At 41.0% G+C, this 23,781-nt stretch carries 18 protein-coding genes and 1 pseudogene; 5 read left to right on the forward strand and 14 right to left on the reverse strand.

Annotation, left to right across the window (positions count from 1 at the left end; translation table 11 throughout):
* Positions 1-27: 27 nt before the first annotated feature.
* The 5 genes and pseudogenes from QWZ08_RS04810 to QWZ08_RS04830 form a co-directional block, all read right to left on the reverse strand.
* Positions 28-3,252, reverse strand: a pseudogene (locus QWZ08_RS04810) (efflux RND transporter permease subunit).
* A gap of 24 nt (positions 3,253-3,276) precedes the next feature.
* Positions 3,277-3,909, reverse strand: a complete 633-nt coding sequence (locus QWZ08_RS04815) for a DUF3347 domain-containing protein (protein ID WP_290336106.1) — start codon at positions 3,907-3,909, stop codon at positions 3,277-3,279.
* Positions 3,910-3,930: 21 nt separating this feature from the next.
* Positions 3,931-4,281: a heavy metal-binding domain-containing protein gene (locus QWZ08_RS04820; protein ID WP_290336107.1), complete on the reverse strand. Its 351-nt coding sequence runs from the start codon at positions 4,279-4,281 to the stop codon at positions 3,931-3,933.
* 104 nt (positions 4,282-4,385) lie between these two features.
* Complete coding sequence (locus QWZ08_RS04825) at positions 4,386-4,784, reverse strand: HYC_CC_PP family protein (RefSeq protein ID WP_290336108.1); 399 nt, start codon at positions 4,782-4,784, stop codon at positions 4,386-4,388.
* Positions 4,785-4,987: 203 nt separating this feature from the next.
* Positions 4,988-6,193, reverse strand: coding sequence for a phospholipase D-like domain-containing protein (locus tag QWZ08_RS04830; RefSeq protein WP_290336109.1), 1,206 nt, complete (start codon positions 6,191-6,193; stop codon positions 4,988-4,990).
* A 180-nt stretch (positions 6,194-6,373) separates the two neighbouring features.
* Here QWZ08_RS04830 and QWZ08_RS04835 point away from each other — a divergent pair, with 180 nt between their 5' ends.
* Entirely contained in the window at positions 6,374-7,225 is an 852-nt protein-coding gene (locus QWZ08_RS04835; protein ID WP_290336110.1) for a universal stress protein, read from the forward strand.
* 138 nt (positions 7,226-7,363) lie between these two features.
* Here QWZ08_RS04835 and QWZ08_RS04840 read toward each other — a convergent pair whose 3' ends face one another.
* From QWZ08_RS04840 to QWZ08_RS04850, 3 genes are all read right to left on the reverse strand, one after another.
* Positions 7,364-7,699, reverse strand: a complete 336-nt coding sequence (locus tag QWZ08_RS04840; RefSeq protein WP_290336111.1) for a DUF5615 family PIN-like protein — start codon at positions 7,697-7,699, stop codon at positions 7,364-7,366.
* A complete protein-coding gene (locus tag QWZ08_RS04845; RefSeq protein WP_290336112.1) occupies positions 7,699-7,926 on the reverse strand; it encodes a DUF433 domain-containing protein in 228 nt (75 codons plus the stop codon). The genes QWZ08_RS04840 and QWZ08_RS04845 overlap by 1 nt, the downstream gene beginning before the upstream one ends.
* Before the next feature lie 223 nt (positions 7,927-8,149).
* On the reverse strand, positions 8,150-8,881 hold the full coding sequence (locus QWZ08_RS04850) for a sulfite exporter TauE/SafE family protein (protein WP_290336113.1): 732 nt from the start codon (positions 8,879-8,881) through the stop codon (positions 8,150-8,152).
* Positions 8,882-9,110: 229 nt separating this feature from the next.
* Between QWZ08_RS04850 and QWZ08_RS04855 the strand changes: the two genes are divergently transcribed.
* A complete protein-coding gene (locus QWZ08_RS04855) occupies positions 9,111-9,569 on the forward strand; it encodes a hypothetical protein (protein WP_290336114.1) in 459 nt (152 codons plus the stop codon).
* A gap of 69 nt (positions 9,570-9,638) precedes the next feature.
* Positions 9,639-11,837, forward strand: coding sequence for a TonB-dependent receptor (locus QWZ08_RS04860; protein ID WP_290336115.1), 2,199 nt, complete (start codon positions 9,639-9,641; stop codon positions 11,835-11,837).
* A gap of 58 nt (positions 11,838-11,895) precedes the next feature.
* On the opposite strand, the gene QWZ08_RS04865 is transcribed toward QWZ08_RS04860, so the two are convergent.
* The 4 genes from QWZ08_RS04865 to QWZ08_RS04880 form a co-directional block, all read right to left on the reverse strand.
* Complete coding sequence (locus QWZ08_RS04865; protein WP_290336116.1) at positions 11,896-13,008, reverse strand: hypothetical protein; 1,113 nt, start codon at positions 13,006-13,008, stop codon at positions 11,896-11,898.
* Between the two features lie 96 nt (positions 13,009-13,104).
* A complete protein-coding gene (locus QWZ08_RS04870; RefSeq protein ID WP_290336117.1) occupies positions 13,105-13,869 on the reverse strand; it encodes a DUF2490 domain-containing protein in 765 nt (254 codons plus the stop codon).
* Positions 13,870-13,958: 89 nt separating this feature from the next.
* The gene (locus QWZ08_RS04875) at positions 13,959-15,626 is read right to left on the reverse strand and encodes a putative transporter (RefSeq protein ID WP_290336118.1); all 1,668 of its coding nucleotides are present in this window, start codon (positions 15,624-15,626) and stop codon (positions 13,959-13,961) included.
* Positions 15,627-15,889: 263 nt separating this feature from the next.
* Entirely contained in the window at positions 15,890-17,752 is a 1,863-nt protein-coding gene (locus QWZ08_RS04880) for a phosphoenolpyruvate carboxykinase (GTP) (protein WP_290336119.1), read from the reverse strand.
* A 357-nt stretch (positions 17,753-18,109) separates the two neighbouring features.
* Between QWZ08_RS04880 and QWZ08_RS04885 the strand changes: the two genes are divergently transcribed.
* Entirely contained in the window at positions 18,110-19,261 is a 1,152-nt protein-coding gene (locus QWZ08_RS04885; protein ID WP_290336120.1) for a T9SS type A sorting domain-containing protein, read from the forward strand.
* Positions 19,262-19,445: 184 nt separating this feature from the next.
* Entirely contained in the window at positions 19,446-21,611 is a 2,166-nt protein-coding gene (locus tag QWZ08_RS04890) for a M43 family zinc metalloprotease (RefSeq protein WP_290336121.1), read from the forward strand.
* A gap of 96 nt (positions 21,612-21,707) precedes the next feature.
* On the opposite strand, the gene QWZ08_RS04895 is transcribed toward QWZ08_RS04890, so the two are convergent.
* Both QWZ08_RS04895 and QWZ08_RS04900 read right to left on the reverse strand, forming a co-directional pair.
* The gene (locus tag QWZ08_RS04895) at positions 21,708-22,001 is read right to left on the reverse strand and encodes a protease inhibitor I42 family protein (protein ID WP_290336122.1); all 294 of its coding nucleotides are present in this window, start codon (positions 21,999-22,001) and stop codon (positions 21,708-21,710) included.
* 234 nt (positions 22,002-22,235) lie between these two features.
* Positions 22,236-23,588, reverse strand: a complete 1,353-nt coding sequence (locus tag QWZ08_RS04900) for an alpha-amylase family glycosyl hydrolase (protein WP_290336123.1) — start codon at positions 23,586-23,588, stop codon at positions 22,236-22,238.
* Positions 23,589-23,781 lie beyond the last annotated feature (193 nt).

The following is a 23,781-nucleotide window of genomic DNA, read 5'->3' on the forward strand; positions in this document are numbered from 1 at the left end:
GACTACTCACCATTCAGCACCCTAACATCAATGTTTTGTTTCAAGCACATCAATTTTTCCATGCTTACGTAATTCATATTCTTTCGACATTAAAAAGATCAGTGGCGTTACCAATAGAATATGCGTTGCAGAAGTCAGCACACCACCTACCATTGGCAGCACAATCGGTTTCATTACATCGCTTCCTACGCCATGGCTCCAGAGTATTGGTATCAATGCAAATAATGAAACGCATACTGTCATCAGTTTCGGCCTCAACCGTTTTGCCGCACCTGCAATTACATATTCACGCAGGTCTTCTTTTGTAATCGTTTCTTTTGAATTTCCTTTTTTCTTCACCAACTGCTGCATGGCATCGTTGAGGTAAATAACCATCACCACACCTGTTTCTACCGCCAGGCCAAACAAGGCGATAAAGCCAACTGCCACGGCAACAGATAAATTCACGCCCCAGAAATAAATCATAAAAGCACCGCCGATTAAGGCAAATGGAATAGATACCAAACTAAGGATGGCTTCTCTCGCAGAATGAAAAGCGAAATACATGGATAGAAAAATAATGAGCAACACCACAGGCAAAATCATCTTGAGTGTTCTTTCGCTCCTGATGAGATTTTCATACTGTCCGCTCCATTCCATAAAATACCCCTTGGGTAATTTGGTGAGCAGGCTGTTTAATTTTTCTTTTGTCTCATTTACCGTACTACCCAAATCTCTTTCTCTTACATTGAACAAAACAGTACCTCTCAGTAAGGCGTTTTCTGAATTGATCATCGGCGGACCTTCTGTAATTTGTACGCCAGCTACTGCATCCAAAGGTATGGGGCCATATTGCATGGTTTGTACCTGCAGTTGTTTTAGCGCACTGATATTGTTTCGAAAATCCTGGCCAAACCTGGCGTTAACAGAAAACCTTTGGCGCCCCTCTACGGTGGTGGTTAGCTTCATCCCTCCCAATGCAATTTCTACCACGCTGTTTACATCATCCACGCTTAAACCATAGCGGCTTATTTCATCTCTCTTAACGGAGATGTCAATATATTTCCCTCCTGTAATGGGTTCCACATATAAATCTTTTACACCACTAATTCCTTCAAGCTGATTTTTTATTTTTTGCGAGAAAGAATAGATGGTATCCAGGTTTTGCCCATACACTTTTAAACCTACATCTGTACGAATACCTGTTGAAAGCATATTAATGCGGTTGATGATGGGCTGTGTCCATCCGTTGGTGACACCGGGTATCTGCAGCTTGGCATTCAGCTCATTGATGATGCCATTTTTTGTAAGATTTTTTCTCCATTCACTTTGTGGTTTCAACAGTACAATCGTTTCAATCATACTGATGGGAGAATTGTCTGTCGCTGTGTTGGCCCTGCCTGCTTTACCCAGCACATTTTTCACTTCAGGTATCGACTTGATGAGTTTATCCTGCACCTGCAAAATTCTTTTAGCCTCACTGTTGGATACATCCGGCAATGTAACCGGCATAAAAAGAATGGAACCTTCATCCAGCGGCGGCATAAATTCCCGGCCTAAACTAAACAGCATCGGAATACTGATTGCAAGGGCAATGATATTAATGGCCAGCGTTGTCTTTCTCCATTTGATGCAGGTGCGGATAAGCGGTTCATATATTTTTTCCAGCAACCGGTTAATGGGATTTTTTGATTCCGGCCTGAACTTGCCTTTCATAAAAAATGAAATCAGCACCGGTGCCAATGTAATCACCAGCAGTGCATCTACCACCATGATAAATGTTTTAGTGTACGCCAGCGGATGAAACAATTTTCCTTCCTGCCCTGTTAATAAAAACACCGGTAAAAAAGAAGCGATGATGATGATGGTAGAAAAAAACACGCCTCTTGACACCTGGTTACAGGCCTTTTCAATCAGACTCATCCGTTCTGGTTCGGGTATGCGGTAATATTCATTTTGCCTTTTAATTTTATTGAATAACTTTCTCATGATTTACGGTTTAGGGTTGTGACTATTTTGCCAGTCGGATAAATGCCGGTAAGCATTTTCACTCATGATAATGCCGTTGTCTACAATCACACCGATTGCCAGCGCAATCCCCGTCAGCGACATGATGTTGGAAGAAATGCCCAACAAATTCAGCAGTATAAAACTTATTGCAATGGTGATGGGAATTTGTATGATGATGCTGAGGGCGCTACGCCAGTGAAACAAAAAGAGCAGTACAATAAAAGCAACCACCATCATTTCTTCCACCAGCTTGCTTTTAATGTTACTGATAGCTGCTTCTATCAATTCGCTGCGGTCGTAAGCTGTTTTAAACGTCACGCCTTCAGGTAAACCTTTTTCTACTTCCTTCATTTTCGCCTTAACAGCGGTAATTACATTGTTGGCATTTTCTCCATAGCGCATTACCACAATACCGCCAACCACTTCGCCTTCGCCGTTTTCATCAAAAATACCGAGGCGAAGATCGCCACCCATCTGCACGGTTCCAATGTCTTTTACCCGTACCGGTATCCCTTTGAAATTACCGACAGCAATGCTCTCCAGGTCTCCTTTATTTTTTATATACCCAAGGCCACGAATGATATACGCCATGTCACTCATTTCAAATTTCCTTCCGCCTACATCATTATTATTAGCCTTCACTTTATTCATCACATCCATCAGGGAGACATTGTAAAACTGGAGTTTAACCGGATCAATGATCAACTGGTATTGCTTTTCGAAGCCTCCGAAAGATGCAACTTCAGCTACACCGGGAACTGTTTGCAACGCAAGCTTCACATACCAATCCTGCAAAGCCCTTTGTTCGCCAAGGTCCATATTTTTTGTATCAAGTGTGTACCAGTAAACATGTCCAACACCCGTTCCGTCAGGACCTAGGGTTGGCGTAACACCTGTTGGTAACAAACGTTGTGCATAATTCAACCGTTCCAGCACTCTTGTTCTGGCCCAATACACATCCACATTATCTTCAAAAATCACGTACACAAAACTCATCCCGAACATAGATGACCCCCGTATGTTTTTTACTTTGGGAATACCCTGTAAATTGCTCACCAACGGATATGTTACCTGGTCTTCCATAATCTGCGGACCACGACCCATCCACTCTGTAAAAACGATTACCTGGTTTTCGCTCAGGTCGGGTATGGCATCAATGGGGTTCTTTTGTATATTGATGATGCCCAGCGCAAATAACCCGGCTGCAATAAGCAAAACGATGTACCTGTTCTTTAACGACCAGGAAATTATTGATGGAATCATGTAGGTTTATTTTAAAACCATGAATTATTTAAACACTTCTTCTGCACTACCGCAGGTAATCATTTTGTTACCGTAATAAGGATTGCGGATTTCCTTAGTCTCGCTTAACCACATGGCACCTCCCTGGCTTTGGTTGTACATCGGGCAATGATCATGATAAATGATTTTACCACCGCCAAAAGCTTTTACCAGCAAATACATTGCTTCACTCATGGTTGCAAAATGCTCCCGTTGGTGTTCCACTTTATCGCCGTTCTTTCCGATATGTTCCGCATCTTCTTTCAGGCTTTCCTCTGTGTTATCAAATACCTTTTTTTGCACTGCCGTCAACAAGGATTTATCCAGCTTACTGATTGCTTCATTCATTGCTTTTCCACCTGCGGCGGCTTCGCTTGCATTGTCATTTGCCAATGCATTTTTTATCTGCAGGTAATAGTCAACAATTTCCTTTATAGCCGTAGCCGCTTTTACATCCACATCAGTAAACGTAATGGGTACAAGCGTTGGCGCTTTATCTTCTGTTGCAACTCCATGTTGCATTGTATCCTTCTTTAAACTATCCGCAGCCGCTGGTTCCGCTTCCCTTTTATTATTGCTGTTGCAGGCCGTAAACAGCACGGTACCAAATGCAAGCAGGCTAAACATTACTCTTTTCATTATTGTAAAATATTGTATTGATTAATGCTGGTGTTTTGAATGGTCTTCTTTCTTTTCAACCAATGCCATCCCGCATTTGGAACATTTGCCAGGCTTGTCACTGGTTACTTCCGGATGCATAGGACAGCTGTACATTTTCATAGCCATCGGTTTGCTTTTTTCTTTTTTTACTTTCACTAAATCCATCCCGCACTTCGGGCACTTACCGGGTTTATCACTCATTACTTCCGGATGCATGGAGCAGGTGTACATTGCTTTTTGCACGTCTTTATGCAGATGCTTTTTTGAAGAATCCAGTTTTACTTCCTGGGCAAAAAGATTGACAGACAGGATGGTGAAAGCCGCCATCAGCAGCATTTTAAATGATTGCATTGTTTGTAGATTTTTATGTGAATGGATGAAATTGACTAAGCTGGGCATATACTAATGCCAATAGCCTGGCGATAACCGCCGGGCATTAATACCGTAAATAAATTCTAAATAAGGAAAACGCAGTTGCGGACGTACACCGCTACGGTGCTGACTGGTGGCGGAGAATGTACACCGGGGTTTGCTGTTGTTACAGAAAAAATAACAGGAGCCGGCAGCTCAAAAAATGAAACCGGTATAGCAACTGTTACGGACTGGGTAAAATTGAAAGCAGGCTCTGTGATCCGTTGATCAGTATTATTTTGTATCAGGCGACTCTCATCGTTGCAGCAGCCATTTTGCTTTTGTGAAGATTTTTGCATGCCACATTTGTCGCAGGTTTTGGTCTCAGCAAACCCAAGCTCCCACCCTGCAAGTTTGCCCATACAGTAATGCACATGCACAGTTGCACCAACAGATGTGCTGATGTACAAAAGCGCTAATATGACTACTACTATTTTTTTCACTACTGTAAAAGTAAACAGATTATTTTGTAAAATATTGTTGTTTTATTTTTAACGGCTGCCAGGAATCAGCAAAATACCAGATTAAGTGGCAGATAAAATCGGGTTGGATATACATCACCATATGATATTCTTCGCCATGGGAATTGAGACCGGCACGGATGATGAATGATTATTCCTTTAAAACATCTGCAGGTTTCGGGCACCTATCTTCTTCTCTGTTTAAAATAAAAAGTAAGCATATAGAATGCCATGCGGATAAACTGGTATGAGCACCAGCGGATAAACCGGATGAGCATATTTTTTGTGTACACATGCCCGTCTGCGGTGATTGCTAAACATTTATTTTGGATAATGTCTTCCATAATATTTTCCATTTCTGTTGCCATGGCTTTATTCCGTACATCTACATTTAGTTCAATACTGGCATAAGCACTAATGTTGTTGATGTTATAAGAACCTATTGTGAACCATTCGCTGTCACATACCGCAACCTTAGCGTGCAGTACCGCCGGCTGGTATTCGTACAGCTCAATATTATTGCGCAACAACCAGTCATACATCCAGCGCTCAGCGTGCTTTGCGACCATCACATCAGATGGTCCCGCAGTTATCACTTTTATTTTAACGCCCCTTTTGGTTGCATTTCGTAATAAGCGCCTGATGATTTTACCGGGCAAAAAGTAACTGGATATTATGGTAATATGCGATTTGGAGCGGCGCAGCATTTCAATATAGGTTGCTGAAATTTCATTTTTCCGCCGCACCCAATCATTGCGCCGCATCCGCACGCTGCTGGCCTCGTCTTTTACAATATCAAATTTTCGGCTGGCATCATCACAGGAAGTAGCTTCCATTTTAACCGGAAATCCATTCCATGTTTTCCAGCATAAAACACACAGCTGACGTGCAACTTCACCTTCAATAAAAACGGCAAAGTCAAGCCAGGAAGGTATTCCGGGCATATCATTGTACCGGTCTGCTATGTTTAATCCCCCTACCATGCCGCATCTTCCGTCGGCAACAAAAACTTTCTGATGCAGCCTTCTGCCAAAATAATAATGCCGGCTTTTTAGCAATGGTTCAAAAAAACGAAAATGAACACCAGCCCGTTGCAACTTATCAATAAATTTTTTAGACAGTGTTTGTGATGCATATCCATCTGCCAGTAAATATACCTGCACGTCTCTTTTAGCGGCGGCCATTAAAGCATCGGCCACCAGCGTACCGGTTTTATCTTCTGCAAAAATATAGGTCTGCAGGTGGATGTTTTCGCTTGCCTGCTCAATCATTGATAACAACATTTCAAAATAAACCCTGCCACCGCGAATTAATTTCACTTTATTGTTATCAGAAAAGGCTGCTGATGCTTTTGTGCCGGTAAGATATTTTGCTCTTTGCTGGGCTGGCATTGATTTTTTAAAATAATATAAACTGAAAGTAGATAAAAATACAACCCGGAAATTAAATTGTTCTTGTAAAATTTAAGATCATAATAAAGGCTGATATAAATCATTGCAGGCGGTAGTGCCCGGTGGTAGTTTTATTGATCATTTCTTTTAAATCCTTCCTGATCTGAACAAAAAATCATCATGAAAAAGATATTAGTGCCAACCGATTTTTCAGCCTGTGCCGAAAACGCCGTCAACTTTGCTGTTGAATCCGCCAGGATTTTTCCTGCGACAATTACGTTATTGCATGCATTTGAACTGAACGGAGATGTATATACGGATTACCTGGGCGTTAATAAGGAATATAACCAATCGCAGTTACATGAAGCAACCGATAAATTAACACAGTTAAAATTAAGCATAGAGAAAAAAGATACACTTTCCATTGAAAGCATGGTGTTTACCGGCAGTGTAAAAGAAAGTATTCTTCAAACTTCCAGCGAAAAAAATAGTGACCTGGTAGTTATGGGAACCGCAGGCGTTAACGGCTTATTACAAAAATTATGGGGCAGCACAACTTCTGCCATTATTGGAAAAAGCAAGGTGCCTGTGTTGGCTATACCTGTGAATTATCAATGGAAAAAGCCGGCGAAAATTTTATTGTCAACTAACCACTTTGAAACAGAGCCCTCCATACTTGACGCGATATTTGACCTGGCTAATTGCTATGGGGCACAGGTGCAGGTAGTAGTGTTTACCAATGAAGCACACGATACTGCATTGGTATTTTTAGAGCAGGACCGCAAAATACCTGCTTACGAACAAATGCTGAAAGATAGATACAAGCATACGATGATTGGTGTGGATCACCTTTTTGGAACAGATTTCGAACTGGTACTGCAAAATTATATCAACCATAACCAGGTGGATATGCTGGCAATGATACCCTACAAAAGAAGTTTTGCAGATAAAATATTTCACCCGAGCATTACAAAACGAATGAGCTATCATTTAAAAGTTCCCCTGCTCGCTGTCCCTGCAAAAGAAGGATAATCTGTTTACTGGTATCATCCTGCTTACCTGCCAGTTAACAACAGCTTAGACAAAATGTATTTTTAAGCATTTTTTTAGCCTGGCGAAAACATACCAGCACAAAAATGTTGCTGATAAAGGAAGGTTGCAAGCCTGCACTCAGATAATATCCAAAAAACTATATTCGTTCGAATTCCCCAGGGCGCTGAAATCGTCTGCACGTTTAATCATCAACCCAACCAGGTACATGGTACTCTGATTGCTGGTACGTATTAAGACGACTTTGGGGGGTATGGCTGTTTCTATCAGGAGGTTCAAAAAATCTTTGTCGTTGGTAACAATAGTGCAATTATTGAGAAGAGCATATTTCCAAATATCAATGTCTTTCAGTGGGACAGGCAAACCAATTTCATCCACATGCAGACAATCCCTGAAATGGATTTTTAATCTGTCGACTACCCTTCCTGATATATTGGCGTCCAGGAGTAGTTTCATTATGCGGTAATGATCTTAATGACAGATTCCCTGTTGGCTGCAAAGCCCAGGGCGGCCATGATATGTTCTTTCTTTAACAGGGGATAATCTTCCAGCACCTGGGAGTAGCTCATGCCCGAAGCAAGCCACTTAAGAATGTCACACACCGTAATCCGTGTGCCTTTGATGCAAGGTTTGCCAAAACGGATCTCCGGGTTGACAGCGATGTATAAAGAAAATTCTTTCATCTTTTAAAGTTACTATTTTTTTATTTTTAAATAGCTGAATTCAGCGCAAAATTAATGGCACTAAAATGCAATGAAATTGTGTGCACAGAAAGCCGAAAATGAGTGTAAATGAGGTCAAAATTCGTACCATAAGCTTTTGTGAAACAAGCCAGTACTTTCTGTTGGGTTTATAAGTGCAGATAAAAATATGAGATCAGAAATTTTTATCTGATTTTTCTATGAATTATTTAAAGAAAATAACGATGGCACCTAAGAATGTGAGTGCAATAACGAACTTTCTGTAGCTATCATCCCTGATAAGTGCAACAACTTTTAACCCTGCAAAAAAACCTGCTATCAGTGCAGGTAGTAAAAGCAGATCTGTTTGTAAAGTAGATAGCGAAATATTTTTCCAGTAGATAATCTGAAAAGGCAGTTTGAAAAAATTAATCACCAGGAAAACCCAGGCAGCGGTGCCGATAAAATCGTTCTTGGTCATACGCAATGCCAAAAAATAAATATTGGCAAAAGCGCCAGCTAAGTTACCGAGCATGGTAGTAAAACCCGCGGCCAGTCCGGTACCAGCAGCAAACAATTTATTCTGCGGCATGACAGTTGTCTTTCTGAATTCCATCACCACAATAATGATGACTGTTAAAACAATGATCACCGCCATCATTTTTCTGAACAGCTTTTCATCCAGATCTTTACCCACATACACACCAATTAAAACGCCCGCCATCATCCAGGGAATAATTTTCCAGAACTGCGGCCACTGCATATGCCGCCTGTAATAGGTAACCGCCATAATATCTGCAGCGCAAAGCAATGGCAGCACCACACCGGTAGAGGATTTTCCTCCAAACACCAGCGCCATGATCGTGATGTTCATCATCTCAATACCTTTAAGCCCGGCTTTGGAAAGTCCGAGGATAAATGTGCCCAACAAAATAAGTGTCCACTGAAGTAAATCCATAATGCGTTAAAGGTATTGCAAGCATTCAAATAATCAGGATAGTAAAAATATTTTACACTCCACTTTTCCAAAAGCCTTACGATTTTTTTGCCGAAGGTAAATGTACACTTTCAGCCGTTTCACCTGCGCCAAATTTTAGTACATTTGCCTGAATTAAAGTTGCTGAATGACCCGGTGCATAAGGAATAGCAAAAATTACTTATCAGTATTACTTATACTGGTTATTTTTATGCCCATGATAGCGTCGTTGTGGTTGTTAGCATGGCAGCAATTAATACAGTGGCAAATGATGGAAGAACTGGAATCTGCCAGCTTTACAACCGTTGTTCTTAACAAAAGTGCCATTCATTGGATAAGAGCAGGCAAAGAGATGGAAATAAATGGCAGCCTCTTTGATGTTGAGAACATGTCAACAATTGGAGATAGTTGTATCGTTAAAGGCCTGTTTGATGAAAAAGAAGAAGCCCTGCTGAAAACCATTAAAAAATCTCAGCAGGAATCTCCTTATAACACACCAATCCATTTGTTGGTATCCAAAAGCCTTTCCCTTTTTTTGTTTACTGAATACAAAACTGCCTGTTCACAATTACAGGAAAATTGTGAACAGGAAAAATATCACCTGTTTACCATTAGTTGTTTTACATCTCACTTTTTACCTCCTGCCGGACCTCCTCCAAAGTACAGTTAATTTTTTTCAAAGGGAGGTACAACGACCGCCTGACTTTTATTAACTGTATTCTTTACTTATTAAATGATTATGACTAAAAAAATATTCGTTGCTGTGACCGCCATTTTGTGCAACACACAATTGATGGCTCAGCAAGACACTGTGAACAAAGCAACCTATTTACCTGAAGTAATTGTAACGGGCGTTCAAACAGCTACAGACAAACAAAAATTCCCGATGCCGGTTGGCATTTTAAATCAAAAAGATTGGCTTCAGAATTCAGCTACCAATATCATTGATGCGATGTCAGTCATACCAGGTGTGTCGCTGATCAACATTGGACCTGCGATTGCAAAGCCTGTGGTCCGCGGCCTGGGATACAACCGTGTTGTAGTAATGAATGATGGTATTCGCCAGGAAGGGCAGCAATGGGGCGACGAGTTCGGGATAGAAATTGATGAATATACCGTACAACGTGCCGAAGTATTGAAAGGCCCCGGTAGCCTGCGTTATGGATCAGATGCGATGGCGGGCGTACTCAATTTATTGCCGCAATCATTTGCATCCGAAGGCGAAACAGCGGGTCGCTTTTTAACCAACTACCAATCCAACAATGGCCTCATTGCAGGGAATCTTTTTTTAGGAGGTAATCAAAAAGGGTTTGTATGGAATGTAAATTATACTTACAAAACAGCACACGATTACAAGAACAAATATGATGGCTACGTGTGGAATTCCAACTATGGCGAAAGCAATTTGAAAGGCATGTTTGGTGTACAAAAAAAATGGGGATTTTCAACCGTCACACTCAGCAGCTTCAATTTAAAAACAGGCATTATAGAAGGCGCAAGAGATGAGGTGACCGGAGCCTTCACTAAAAGCATATTGAACTTTGATGGCACATCAGACAGTGCTGCAGTAGCTACAAAAGATGAAATGCTTAAATACAACCAATACAACATTATTCACCAGCACGTGCGCCATTACAAAGCGGTTTGGGATAATAGTATTGCCCTCGGCAATGGCAAGCTGGGCCTGAAAATTGGGTATCAGCAAAACCACCGGCAGGAAGCCAATGACATTGTTTTGGGTGACGTATATAATTTTGATTTCCTGCAACAAACGCTCAATTATGATGTAAGTTATGAGGTGGCTGAAATCAACAACTGGAAGGTATCTTTTGGTGCAAATGGTATGGCTCAATCTTTTAAAAACAAAGGGACTGCTTTTCTTTTTCCTGAATATCATGCTTTTGATTTTGGCCTCTATTCACTGGCGCAAAAAACAATCGATAAACTTACGCTGAGTGGTGGACTCCGTTTTGATACAAGACATTTTAAAGGCGATGATTTATATGTTGGCCCGGATGGCGAAAGGCTTACAGGGCCTGCCGCTGATGCAACACAACAGTTCACTGCGTACAGATCTAACTTCTCGGGAGTATCAGGAAGCATTGGCGCTGCGTACGATTTTTCAAAACTGATGTATGGTAAATTAAATATTGCCGGGGGATACAGGGCACCCAACGTTGCTGAAAGCGGCTCAAATGGTATTCATGACGGCACGCCGTTTTATGAAATTGGGGACTCTAAATTAAAACCTGAAAACAGTCTGCAACTGGACGGAACAATTGGATTGCACTCCGCTGATTTTACTGCAGAAGCCACGCTGTTTATCAATAGCATCAACAACTATATTTTTCCTTTGAAATTAGCCAGCACGCTGGGTGGTGATTCACTGCGGGAAGGCGCACCCACGTTTAAATTCGTGGCAGGCGATGCCATATTAAAAGGCGGTGAAATAATCGCCCATTTTCATCCGCAACAGTTAAAATGGCTGCGATGGGAAAATGCTTTTTCCTTTATCAGCGCCATTCAAAAAAACCAGGGTGACTCATCAAAATATCTTCCCTATACTCCTCCGGGCAAGTTGCAAACTAAATTCGTTTTTTCCTTCACCAATAATGAAAAATGTATCAGAGATGTTTTTGTAAGCGTGGGAATAGATCACTATTTTGAGCAAAATAAAGTGTTTTATAAATTCAATAATGAAACCATAACACCTGCGTACACTTTACTGAATATAGGCGCGGGTGCTTCTTTTTATACAAAGAAAAAACAGTTTGTTTCAATATACTTCCTGGCGAATAATTTAGCAGATGTTGCTTACCTGAGCAATATGAGCAGGCTGAAATATGCAGACATCAACAATGCTACCGGCAGAACAGGGGTATATAACATGGGCAGGAATTTTAGTATTAAACTGAGTTTCCCGATCAATTTTAAATAGAAAGATTTAGTAGGAAAGATGCCGGTATTTAAGTGCCGGCATCTTTTTTACCATTAAATTATTTACCTGGTGTATGGTTTAATTTTGTGGCAGTTACCGCAGAATTTCTTTTAACATCTTCCTTATGAAGGGCATACTGTGGCCTTATTACCCAGCTTTGCTGATTTGTTTTCCGGAACACAATCCACCAAAAAAAGAACAGCGTACTCGCTGCCACCATGCCATCGACCATCCACTGCGGTAACACACCCCTTAAATTGATAAGCATGCCATCTGTATGGTATATCCCAAAGCCAATAAGCGAGGGAATTCTAAACCAGTAATAACATGCAACTGCAGCGGCTGCAAAAATGCTGATGAGTATTGTTTGATTTATTTTGCCAACTATTTTCTTCAACAGTATAAACAATACAAGCGTTGCAGCTGCAGCCAATAAGGGAAAGTTATACATGGCTGCAATTAACTGCAAACCTGTTAGTGTGCTATGATCCGGTACATGAAACCAATCCCATACAAACCCGGGGAAACCACCAATCATCAAATGACCGGCAATGTTTTGGTAAACTGTTTTAGAGGTCGTTAAAGGGTTTACATCAGGTGTACTATCCGGGCATGGAATTACACAATTTCTGCATTGCGTACAATGTGCGTTTGGTATAGACACCATTGTTTTTAAACCATATAATTTCTCAACCGGGTGAACAGGGCAAAGGCCCGAACACCAGGCACTTTTCCATTCAAAAATAAAACCGCACGCAAATGACAATGCAGCCATCGTGAGAATTAAAATAGCCGTAGCAGGCCCGTTGGTATTAAAAAAAGTATGGCGCAAGGGTACAATCACAAGCAATGAAACAGTTGCCACCAAATTAAGGATTGCAGTTTGCCTGGTAGATAATCTTTTTCTTTTAGACAGTCCGAAATGCCTTGGCAGCAAGGCATTGGTGGCCATGGGACAAACGTTTCGCCATACGCCGGTAAAAACTACCAGCAGTAAAGGCGCTGAAGGAATTAACATGTTCCAGAATAAATTAATGCCGGTGTCCGGATAAAATAGCAGGCAAAAAACAATGATGGCACCGATGAGCCAGACGGCAGTTTGCACAATTCGCCAGATCATTATTGACCGGGAAGACAACTGTATGCCGGATTTAAAAGAAGTTTTTTCCATTGAGATGCGGCTGAATTTATGGTAATTAAGCAATCGTTTTGGCGAAGTAAAATTAATACAAACTCTTACTGCTTTGATAAATGAATAAATGCATTTTTATTTTGTCTTTTTTCTAAAATCAGGTGTGTAATAAAAAAAACACCGCAACGTATTGTTCTTATCATACTGGTAGCCGGTCGACTTTTCCTGTGTGAAAAGCATATAGCCCAAATCAAAACTCAGCGTTTTACAAACGGGTTGTTTAATACCAATAAAAAACCTGTTTTGATCAAACGTATTGTATACCACTTCTTTACCAAATTGTATAGCCAGTTCATCGGATAAAACCAGTGATGGCAGTTTTTTATTATCAGCAACAGGAATGGTGAAACTCAATAAATATCTTACCCTGTCAGTAAATTTATAATCATGCGTAAACTTATCGTTCACAATTTTTTCCTGCCATCGTTGCTCGTTCCTTATACGGTTGAGCACAATTATTTTACCGATTTTTGAAAATTGCTGCAACTGCTGGTATATGCGGTGCTCCTGGACAAAATGATGCCAGGCCGGGTTGGATGGCGCTACCCACATTTGTCCGTATCCAAGTATGGCGGTTATATTTTCATTAATCCAATAGTCCAACCCCGTTCTAACAAAATAAAAACCGGGGTCTGCTAAAAAATTATTTCTGCGCATGTGCAAATCAGCGATCATACCAAATCTTTTACTAAACCTGAATGTTCCGTTTTCACTTACCCAGCTTTGCGATTGTATATTGACTTCTTTAGTTTTTGTTTGGGCATTTAACTGAAACTGTATTAAAAAACTTAGAACAATAAAGCAGCCAATTGTTATAAGGAGTTTATATTTTGTGTTCATTTTTATTAGTTGAGGTGGAAAAAAGCCAACTGCCTATGCTTACAGGTTAATTGCTTTTGCTATGCAGGTTACAGAAGGACAAATCAACATCAGGTAAAAAATAAAATCAGTAACTGAGCCGCCAGTATTCTCAAAATCATTGTGAGCGGATAAACTGTTGCATAGGTAGCAGATGGAATATCATTGCCGGCAGTTTTAATTGCGTATGCCAAAGCTGGTGGATCTGTGCAGGCACCGGCCAGCAGTCCGCATATTTCAAAATAAGTTTTTCTGAAAAATTTGCTTGCAATAATTCCCATGATCAGCAGAGGCATCATGGTAATAGTAATCCCCATTACAATCCAGCGGTAACCACTTCCGTCGGTAAACGCAGCTGCTAAATTATGACCACTGCTTAAGCCTACACTGGCAAGAAAAAGAGCAATGCCCAGTTCTCTCACAATAAGATTAGCGCTGTTTGTGGTGTAATTATTAAGGTACAAATGATTACCAAAACGGCTGAGAAAAAGCGCTATAATCAGCGGCCCGCCAGCCATCCCAATTTTTACCGGTACAGGTATTGATGGAATATAAAACGGAATACTCCCTAAAATTACGCCCAACACAATGCCCATAAAAATGGGTCCAAGGTCCGGCGCTTCCAGTCTTTTTAAAGAGTTACCAACTACTTCGGCAAAAGCCTTTACACTTTCTTCCGTACCAACTACGGTTACGGTATCACCCAATTGTAAAAAGATATTGCCATGCGCAACCATTTCTATACCGGATCTTTTAATGCGGGTAAGTGTTAACACTTCATGCTGTATCTCAGGAATATCGCCCAACCTTTTGTGTGTAATTTCTTTTCTTGTTACAACAATGGCACGGGATATTAAATTGCTGGATGGTTCTGTTCTTAAGTTCATGTCACTCTCTGTACCTACCAATAGCTTGACCTTTTCCATTATTTTTTTAGTGGCTACAAACTGCATCACATCTCCATCAGATAAAACCGTATCCGGTGTTGGCGTTATGGTGGTACCGTTGTGAAACATCCTGGATATTATCACCGGTTCATTTACCATTTTAAAAATCTTTCTTACCGATTGCCCGATAAGTTGTTTGTTCTCCAGTTTAATGTGGATAGATAATGGCCTGCTTGATTGTATAAAATTTAATTTGCGGTGCAACTCCTGCTCATCTTCAATGTTAACCCGCAAAATCTTTTTCAGCAGTATCAGCGAAAAAATAATCCCCATCACTGCAAACGGATAAGCCACGGCATAAGCCAGTGTGATGGTAGAATTATCAACCCCCTGAACCTGCAAATCTTTAACGGCTGATTGCGCCGCTGCGAGGCCAGGTGTATTGGTAACCGCACCACTCATTACTCCTGCCATGATGGCCATGTGATTGCCGGTTGTATAAAAGAAAATAATCGTTATCAGCACGCCCAGTACTACTACTGAAGCGGCCAGGGCATTATTGCCCAACGCACTTTTTTTAAGTGATGAAAAAAAGCCTGGCCCAACCTGCAACCCGATGGCATAAACAAAAAGTATCAGCCCAAATTCTTTCACAAAATGTTCCATTTCTTTTGGAATTGAGATGCCAGCATATGAACAGATTAGCCCGATAAAAAGTACCCAGGTAATACCAAAAGAAATGCCGAGAATTTTTATTTTGCCTAACGCTATGCCGGAAGCGATGACCAGTGAATAAACTATGACTGCCTGTGCTACAGAAGGCTCTGTGAACAACTGTACAAACCAATTCATAAAATTAATTTAAACTCATCTTAATAAACCTATCGCAGATTAAAATGAATGTGATAGGAGGATATTGCCTGAAACACTATACAGTGATTAAACTTATTGATCCGGATTTTACATATAGCAGGCAATCGCTAAAAAACAATCAATCGTTCGAAATTGCACCTCATGTGTGCAACCGGTTACACTGATAAAATCAGTAAAGACAAGAAAAACAGATTATTTGAAAATCAAAATAACGGGTAACAATTACCCGTTATTTTTTATTCTTACACATGTTCAGGTTCAAGTCCCCAATGTTCAGGAGAACGCCATAAAGCACTTAATAACAACTCCCTGATGAAATAAAATTCCTTCGGAAGTTTATCATACAATTTAGAGAACAGTTCTTCGTGAGATAATAGTTCCTGTTTCCATGGTTCCCTGTCTAAGGTCATTATTTTTGCAAAATCATCTTTGGTAAAATTTTCTATTCCGGTCCAGTCCATGTCTTCCCAACGTGGCATCCATCCAATGGGGGATTCTACTGCACTTGCACCGCCATGTACTCTTTGTACAATCCATTTTAACACACGCATATTTTCGCCAAATCCCGGCCATAAAAATTTTCCATTTTCATCTTTTCTAAACCAATTCACGCTGAATATACGGGGCGCATTTGGCAGGTCGCGGCCAAATTGTAACCAATGGTTTACATAGTCGCCCATGTTGTAACCCATAAACGGCAACATAGCAAATGGATCACGTCTAACCTTACCGACTTCACCAAACGCGGCGGCGGTAGTTTCACTACCCATAGTAGCAGCCGCATATACACCAAAGCTCCAGTTGAAAGCCTGGCAAACCAGCGGTACAGCGGTAGTTCTTCTTCCACCAAAAACAAAGGCTGCGATATGCACACCTTTGGGATTGTCCCAATCACTGTCAATGGCGGGATTTTGATATGCAGGTGCTGTAAACCGGCTATTTGGGTGGGCTGCAGGTGTGCCGCTTTTGGGATCGTATGGTTTACCATGCCAGTCGGTTAAGCCTTCCGGTATCTCTTTGGTCATACCTTCCCACCATACATCACCATCCTTTGTAACCGCTACGTTGGTAAAAATTGTATTGGCTTTAATGCTTTCCATTGCGTTGGGGTTGGTATGATAGTTGGTACCCGGAGCTACACCGAAATAACCAGCTTCAGGATTGATGGCATATAAGCTACCGTCGTTGCCTTTATGAATCCAGGCAATATCATCACCCACGGTTGTCACCTTCCAGTCATCCACTCCCTGTGCAGGTATCATCATAGAGAAATTTGTTTTACCGCATGCGCTTGGAAATGCTGCAGCGATATAGGTCTTTTCTTTTGCCGGAGATTCTACTCCCAGTATCAGCATGTGTTCTGCCAGCCATCCTTCTTCCCTTCCCATTACAGATGCAATACGCAGGGCAAAACATTTTTTGCCCATCAGGGCGTTACCCCCGTAACCACTGCCATAAGAAATAATCAGTCTTTCTTCAGGGAAATGAGAAATGTATTTTGTTGTTGGGTTGTTGGGCCATTTGCTGTCCGTTTCGTTAGCATTTAGCGGAGCGCCTACAGTATGAATGCATTTTACATAATCATGTTTTTTCAGGTAAGGATAAATTGCTTCGCCCATTCTTGTCATGATGTACATATTTACAACCACATATTCAGAGTCAGTTAACTGAACGCCGTAACGTGAGTATGATGAGCCAACGGGCCCCATACAAAATGGAATAACATACAGGGTTCTGCCGCTCATAGATTCGTCCATCAGGCCATTCAGAATTTGCTTCATGGCAGTTGGTTCCATCCAGTTATTGGTTGGGCCGGCATCTTCTTTTCTTCTGCTGCATATAAATGTTTTGTCTTCTACCCTTGCCACATCACTTGGGTCAGAAAAGCAGGCAAAACTATTTGGTCTTTTTTCCTGGTTTAATTTTATAAATGTTCCCTTTTTTACCAATGAAGCACAAATAGCGTCGTACTCCTCTTTAGAACCATCACACCAATGAATATTTTTTGCATTGCATTGCCTGGCTATATTCGTTACCCATGACTTTAATTCTGGTTTTATGTCAGATGCCCCATTTAATCTTGGTTTACTTTCTACGTTGATCATAAATTTTATTTAATCTTTGAATAATTACTTTGAAATGATGCCACAAATTTTCACCAAAATTATTTACCGGAATATGATTATTATCTATTCCTTACATGATTAATACTCATGTTTTTTTACAAAAAGGTTTTCTTTCAAAGCTTAACATCTAAAATGTCCGGAATGCCCTGCATTTTTTAAAATTTAGTAAGATTTATAATATATTACAACGACCACTTACACACCATGAAACCGGAGCCCGATTATTATGAAAATAATACGAAATATATTAGTCAGGTATTTACCTTGTTTATTAAACGGTTTGGGGCAGATAGGCATAATCCAAAAAACTACTGTACATTAGTAAAAACTTGCTGCATGAAGAGATTTATACTTTTACTTTTTAGCATATGCTATTTTAATCTAGCGCATGCTCAAAACCTGGTCGTAAATTCTTATGCAGAGGATCTTCCCCGCGGCACCGGATGGACGATCATAAGCCAGGGTGCTTCCACCTGCCTGTTGGTTCCAACAAGTAATTTTCTTAACTGGACTATGATCCCGGATGGCTCCGTTAACTATCCCTATGATCATACTACAGGTACAGCCGGAGGTACGGTATTTTACTCCGGGTGCAGTCCGTTTTTGCAGGGGCCATTTGAGTTGAGACAAGATATTAATGTGTCAGCAGACGCAATTAATATTGATGCCGGTACTATGCCCTATGTGTTTAGCGGCTATATTCAAACACCCGTCAGCAACCAAACTGACCAGGGCCGTTTTATTGTTGAATTCCTTGATGCAACCAATTCCGTATTAGGGTCCAGTTACACCAGCAGCTGGCAATCTTATTTTGGCGGCTCAGGCAGCGGTTGGGTGGGTTATACCGATACAAGAGTGGCGCCAGCCGGCACCCGCACCATAAGAATAAGAATGCAAACACAAATATTGTTCAATCCTCCGGCCATCAATGTTTATTTTGATGACATTACACTTGTAAAGCCTGTAGCATTACCGGTAAAACTGACTTCCTTCACTGCAAATGAAAATGGAGGCAGCATCTACTTAAACTGGAAAGTAAATAATGAGGTGAACATTCAGAAATACGAAATAGAGCAAAGCTATAATGGAACTGACTTTAGTCGTATAGCTGCCTTAGCGGGAGGGAGGCAGTCTTATAACTATGTTGATAATAACCAGACAGGCAATATGGGTACCTTATATTACCGTTTGAAAATAACGGATGGCCATAGAGCCGTCACCTACAGCCCAATTGTTCATATTGCCAGTACGGTTTCGCCATTAATTGTGCTATCGCCTAACCCTGCAAAAAATTACTTTACTATCAGCGGGGCTAAATCGGCTGGAACCCTTGATGTTATTGATGCCGATGGTAAAATAGTTGAAAGCGCGATTCTTGTTACGCCAACAGCGAAAATTAATATTTCAACTTTACCTTCCGGGATATATTTCGTGCGATTCACCAATGGAAAGACAACTGTTTTCAGAAAACTGGTTGTACCCAACTAACCTTTTCTTTAATGCATTGTTAACCGCAGGAGTAAAACAATTTCATTGGCGTATATTTACTGTCTTAAGATCAATACTTAAATCGTCATCCGGCCGTTTGAATAACCGACACAAATGAACCTTTTACCTTTTGCTTTTTTTAGTGAATATAAGCTGTAGTAATTTTAAAATATAAATGTTAGCAATGAAAAATACACTGGCCGTACTTTGTATGCTGCTGATCAACGGATTTTTTTCTGAAGTGTTTGCTCAAAAAAACAAACAGGCAATAAAACAGGAGCAATGCGCTACCATGGTGCGTCTAGAAGAAAAATTTAAACGTAATCCCAATCTTAAATCGCAGTTTTTCCATCAACTGGATGTTTTTAACCGGTCGGTAGCTGACAGGGTTGCCAGACAAAAAGAGCACAATGTTACTGGAGTTGAAAAACCCACGGCTGTATACACCATTCCTATTGTATTTCATATTGTGATGTCTAACCCTGCGCAGGTAACAGATGCGCAAATATTGTCGCAATTGGACGTTTTGAACAAAACCTACAGTGCAACCAACGCAGACATTAGTAACGTTCCTGATTATTTTAAACCCCTCATCGGTCAGGCATCTGTTCAGTTTTGCCTGGCACAACGTACCCCCTCCGGCGACATTACGAACGGAATTGATAGAGTTGCTACCAGGAAAACCTCTTTTTCAAATTCAGACGATGGGGTAAAACATACCAGCTCCGGTGGCGTAGATATTTGGAATGGTGATAAATATTATAATGTTTGGGTTTGTGTACTGTCCAATAATCTACTGGGCTATGGTACTTTCCCAAATGACGGCGCTCCCCTGGAACAGGGCGTTGTAATAGACTACCATTCCTTACCCGGAGGATCATATGCTAACTACAATAGTGGTAAAACACTTACCCACGAAACAGGTCATTATTTTAATTTGTTCCATATATGGGGCGATGATAACGGTGCCTGTACCGGCAGCGATTTTGTAGACGATACGCCCAACCAGGGAGATGCGTCCACGGCTTGTTTTACAGGTATAAAACTCGATAGCTGTACAAAAACCGGTAACGGCATTATGTACCAAAATTTTATGGATTACAGTTTTGATCAATGCCTGCTGTTGTTTACAAAATTGCAGGCCGTAAGAATGCAAACTGCCCTGCTTACCTACCGCTCTTCATTAACTACTTCAGATGGTTGCACGCCCGTTGTTCTTAAAACACTGGACGCACAGCTAAAAACAATTGACGCTCCGGTTCAGCGCATTTGTACCAGCTCATTTACACCACAGGTAACCATCAGGAACAAGGGAACACAAACGCTCACCTCATTGACAATTGAAACTGTTATTGATAATAGCGCCCCTGTTATTAATAACTGGACAGGATCCCTGGTATCGCTGGCCACCAGTGCTGTCACGCTGAAACCAGTCACGATCGCATCCGGTACACATCAAATAAAAATATTTGTAACAGCCCCCAATGCGGGAACCGATCAGTTTACTGGCAACGATACACTTACTAACATTGTACAATATGCAGATGCCGTTGCGTCTGTTTCCGAAAGTTTTGAAGGATCGGTATTTCCTCCGGCAGGCTGGGATGTTGTTAACCCCGATCAGTCAATTACCTGGGAAAAAGTAACCGGTGTTGCCAAAACCGGCAATGCGAGTGTGGGCATCAATAATTTTGATTATACCAATACAGATGAGCAGGATTACCTGAGATTGCCTGAACTTAATTTTGCAACGGTGGACTCTGCTTTTCTCACTTTTCAGGTAGCTGCATCTACCTATACACCGGTAAGCACGGCGGGTAATAACTGGGATACGCTGGAAGTACTGATCAGTAAGGATTGTGGCCTAACCTATACCAGTTTGTATAAAAAGTGGGGGGCAACCCTGGTAACAACAGCCAGTGAAACAACCGAATCGTTCAGGCCTGTTGCCAACGAATGGAGAAGAGATTCTATTAACCTTACTCCTTATGTAAATGATGGAAAAGTTTTGCTGGCGTTTAGGAACACCAATGGATTTGAAAATAACATTTACCTGGATGATATCAATGTGCGGACCATTACGATCAATCCCAATCTTAAAGCAGCCGGCTTCCTGGTAACTCCCAATCCTGCAAAAAGCAACATTGCCGTGCAGTTTTATCCTAACCCAGCCGACCTGAAAAGCATTCAGCTATTTAATCTTTTCGGACAAAAACTTTATCAGGCAAATATTTCGGGTGCAGGGGCTTCGTTGTACAACGTTGACGTAGCCCGTTATCCTGCAGGAACTTATATAGTTCGGGTTATTTTGGGAGACAGGGTTTTGGTTAAAAAGATCATTAAACAATAAATGCAAAGCATTCACATAAAATAGAAAAAAGCATCCTCCAGAGCAGGATGCTTTTTTTGTGCACTATCTCACGCGTGTTGCTGCGCAGGCAATCTGTCAGTTAATTTCAATTATATACTCCATTTTTTTAATGGCCAAAGTTTCAGCTTCCCAATTACGATACTGAATAAAACTGGCATGTACAATACCTTTCTTTAAACCGGTAACAGTAAATATTTCATCATGGCTGGCACCAACTGCATTGCTTCGCATCGGCTCAGTATCCATTCTTTTTTCAACTTTCACTTTTGAGTCATCGTCAAGGTTACATTTCCACAAATAACCTGCTGTACCCAACCCAGCAAAGCGCAATTCTTTTTTTTCGTTAACTGACAATTTTATCGCAGGCATACATATCATTTTAAGTGTAAATGTACAGGCACAAAAATGGTGCAGAAAAAAAATCTGCATCCAAAAACTGCTACTGTTTACGATGCCTAAATTGTGTGTCACCTGGTAATTGGGTTATTCCGAAAAAAAATGGAAAGGCTTATTTATTTTGCAAATGAAAAATCAGAGTTTTTCAAAATGATATGCAAATGTGGCGCTGAATATCATTTGACGGAAAAATGAATTTCCCCATATTTATTGCTGTTCGTCGGCAGCAGGCACATACACAACATATCCTCTTGGCGGCGCCCAAAAATCAGCGTTGCCATATCCATCGCTCCATTTCACAATGGGCGATCCGGCATCATCATCGTTTCCACAAAAAGCTTCCGGAATAAATTTGGTTTGCGCCCACTGTGTATTAACCTGCCTTCCGTTCCATCGTCCGGAATTATTCAATACAAATACCAATCCCTTCTGCCTGGCATTGCCGTGGCGCTGCATAATATACAGGTCATCATCACAATAGAGTATTGCTGTTTTTCCGCCGGCAAATAGCTCATGTATAGTTACAAGTGCGGCAATTCCATTTTTACTTCCGGATTTTGCCAGCCCATAATTAAAATAATCCTGCCAAAACACACAGGGATACCCTTCATGCGTAAGTATAAATGCGTAGGCCAGCATCTTATCCTGTATGATCGGATCTTGCCGGACGATATCATGATTTTCTACAAAAGTTACTGCACCGGAAGCAATGCCATCTGTAAGTAATGTTCCCGCCTGAGTAAGGGTTTGCAAACTGAAGCCATAACTATCACAAAGATTTTTCAATCTGCCGCGAAGCGGAAAATCAAAAGCTGCAACAGGATTATCTGTAAAAACATTGGTCTCTCTCAGCCACTCGGTAATGTTGCCCTCGGAATCCCAGTACTCTCCTACCCCGAACGGCGAAAAATTGGTTATGCCATCTTTTTTATACAACCTGTCAAGTATGGCGCTGATCATCCAGCCTCCATACCCTTTTACAAAATCATATCGCAAGCCATCAAAACCGATGTCTTCTATCAACCAGCGGGCGTACTCCATTAGTTCGCTGTACACATAAGGGTTGTGATGACACAAATCTGGCATGCCTTCAAATATCTCTCCATCCCATCTTTCAAAATAAGATGGATGATAACAGGTCCAGTCCCTCGAAAATTTTCTGCTGCCAGGATTGTATTTCGTCCAGCGCTTTTGCCCATCGAATAAATTTATCTCTTCTTCATCTGCGCCACTGGTATGGTTAAGCACCATATCTGCATACACATGCATGCCCAGCTGGTGAACAGTTTGAATAAGCTTTTCCAAATCCGTTCTTGAACCAAACCATGTCGGTACCGATCCTTTTTGATTGATATCTCCCAGGTCATAGTAATCATACGGATCATAGCCCATTGATGGTCCATTCAAATTAGCCGCTTTACATGCAGGAGGCAACCACAAAGCAGAAAAACCAACCTTATGCAGTTCTTCCACTTGCCCTGCTACAAAATTCCACCAATTAAATTCTTTTGTTTCTAACCGGGGACAATCCCAATAGAAGGCCTGCATCAGTACACCCATAACTTTATTTTTATTTTATTACAAGAGATATTATTTATCAATCATCCTGAATGGCTACTGCATGGGCAGACCATGATGTGACAATGATCAATAAGAAACTACCCTAAAATGGCGGCAGCAAAAGTGTTAAGTTTCGCAGAAGTCAATCTGAATACTAACATAGATTTTTTTTACAACAATTGCAATGACGAAG

The organism is Ferruginibacter paludis, assembly GCF_030409685.1.
GTDB classification, from domain to species: domain Bacteria; phylum Bacteroidota; class Bacteroidia; order Chitinophagales; family Chitinophagaceae; genus Ferruginibacter; species Ferruginibacter paludis.

Bases quoted from the DNA above. Each gene is read 5' to 3' on its own strand.
- QWZ08_RS04900 (WP_290336123.1), bottom strand. From the start codon at position 23,588: ATGGGTGTACTGATGCAGGCCTTCTATTGGGATTGTCCCCGGTTAGAA.
- QWZ08_RS04845 (WP_290336112.1), bottom strand. From the start codon at position 7,926: ATGAAAGAATTTTCTTTATACATCGCTGTCAACCCGGAGATCCGTTTT.
- QWZ08_RS04815 (WP_290336106.1), bottom strand. From the start codon at position 3,909: ATGAAAAGAGTAATGTTTAGCCTGCTTGCATTTGGTACCGTGCTGTTT.
- QWZ08_RS04880 (WP_290336119.1), bottom strand. From the start codon at position 17,752: ATGATCAACGTAGAAAGTAAACCAAGATTAAATGGGGCATCTGACATA.
- QWZ08_RS04835 (WP_290336110.1), top strand. From the start codon at position 6,374: ATGAAAAAGATATTAGTGCCAACCGATTTTTCAGCCTGTGCCGAAAAC.
- QWZ08_RS04820 (WP_290336107.1), bottom strand. From the start codon at position 4,281: ATGCAATCATTTAAAATGCTGCTGATGGCGGCTTTCACCATCCTGTCT.
- QWZ08_RS04885 (WP_290336120.1), top strand. From the start codon at position 18,110: ATGAAGAGATTTATACTTTTACTTTTTAGCATATGCTATTTTAATCTA.
- QWZ08_RS04860 (WP_290336115.1), top strand. From the start codon at position 9,639: ATGACTAAAAAAATATTCGTTGCTGTGACCGCCATTTTGTGCAACACA.
- QWZ08_RS04875 (WP_290336118.1), bottom strand. From the start codon at position 15,626: ATGAATTGGTTTGTACAGTTGTTCACAGAGCCTTCTGTAGCACAGGCA.
- QWZ08_RS04850 (WP_290336113.1), bottom strand. From the start codon at position 8,881: ATGGATTTACTTCAGTGGACACTTATTTTGTTGGGCACATTTATCCTC.
- QWZ08_RS04840 (WP_290336111.1), bottom strand. From the start codon at position 7,699: ATGAAACTACTCCTGGACGCCAATATATCAGGAAGGGTAGTCGACAGA.
- QWZ08_RS04865 (WP_290336116.1), bottom strand. From the start codon at position 13,008: ATGGAAAAAACTTCTTTTAAATCCGGCATACAGTTGTCTTCCCGGTCA.
- QWZ08_RS04895 (WP_290336122.1), bottom strand. From the start codon at position 22,001: ATGCCTGCGATAAAATTGTCAGTTAACGAAAAAAAAGAATTGCGCTTT.
- QWZ08_RS04870 (WP_290336117.1), bottom strand. From the start codon at position 13,869: ATGAACACAAAATATAAACTCCTTATAACAATTGGCTGCTTTATTGTT.
- QWZ08_RS04855 (WP_290336114.1), top strand. From the start codon at position 9,111: ATGCCCATGATAGCGTCGTTGTGGTTGTTAGCATGGCAGCAATTAATA.
- QWZ08_RS04830 (WP_290336109.1), bottom strand. From the start codon at position 6,193: ATGCCAGCCCAGCAAAGAGCAAAATATCTTACCGGCACAAAAGCATCA.
- QWZ08_RS04890 (WP_290336121.1), top strand. From the start codon at position 19,446: ATGAAAAATACACTGGCCGTACTTTGTATGCTGCTGATCAACGGATTT.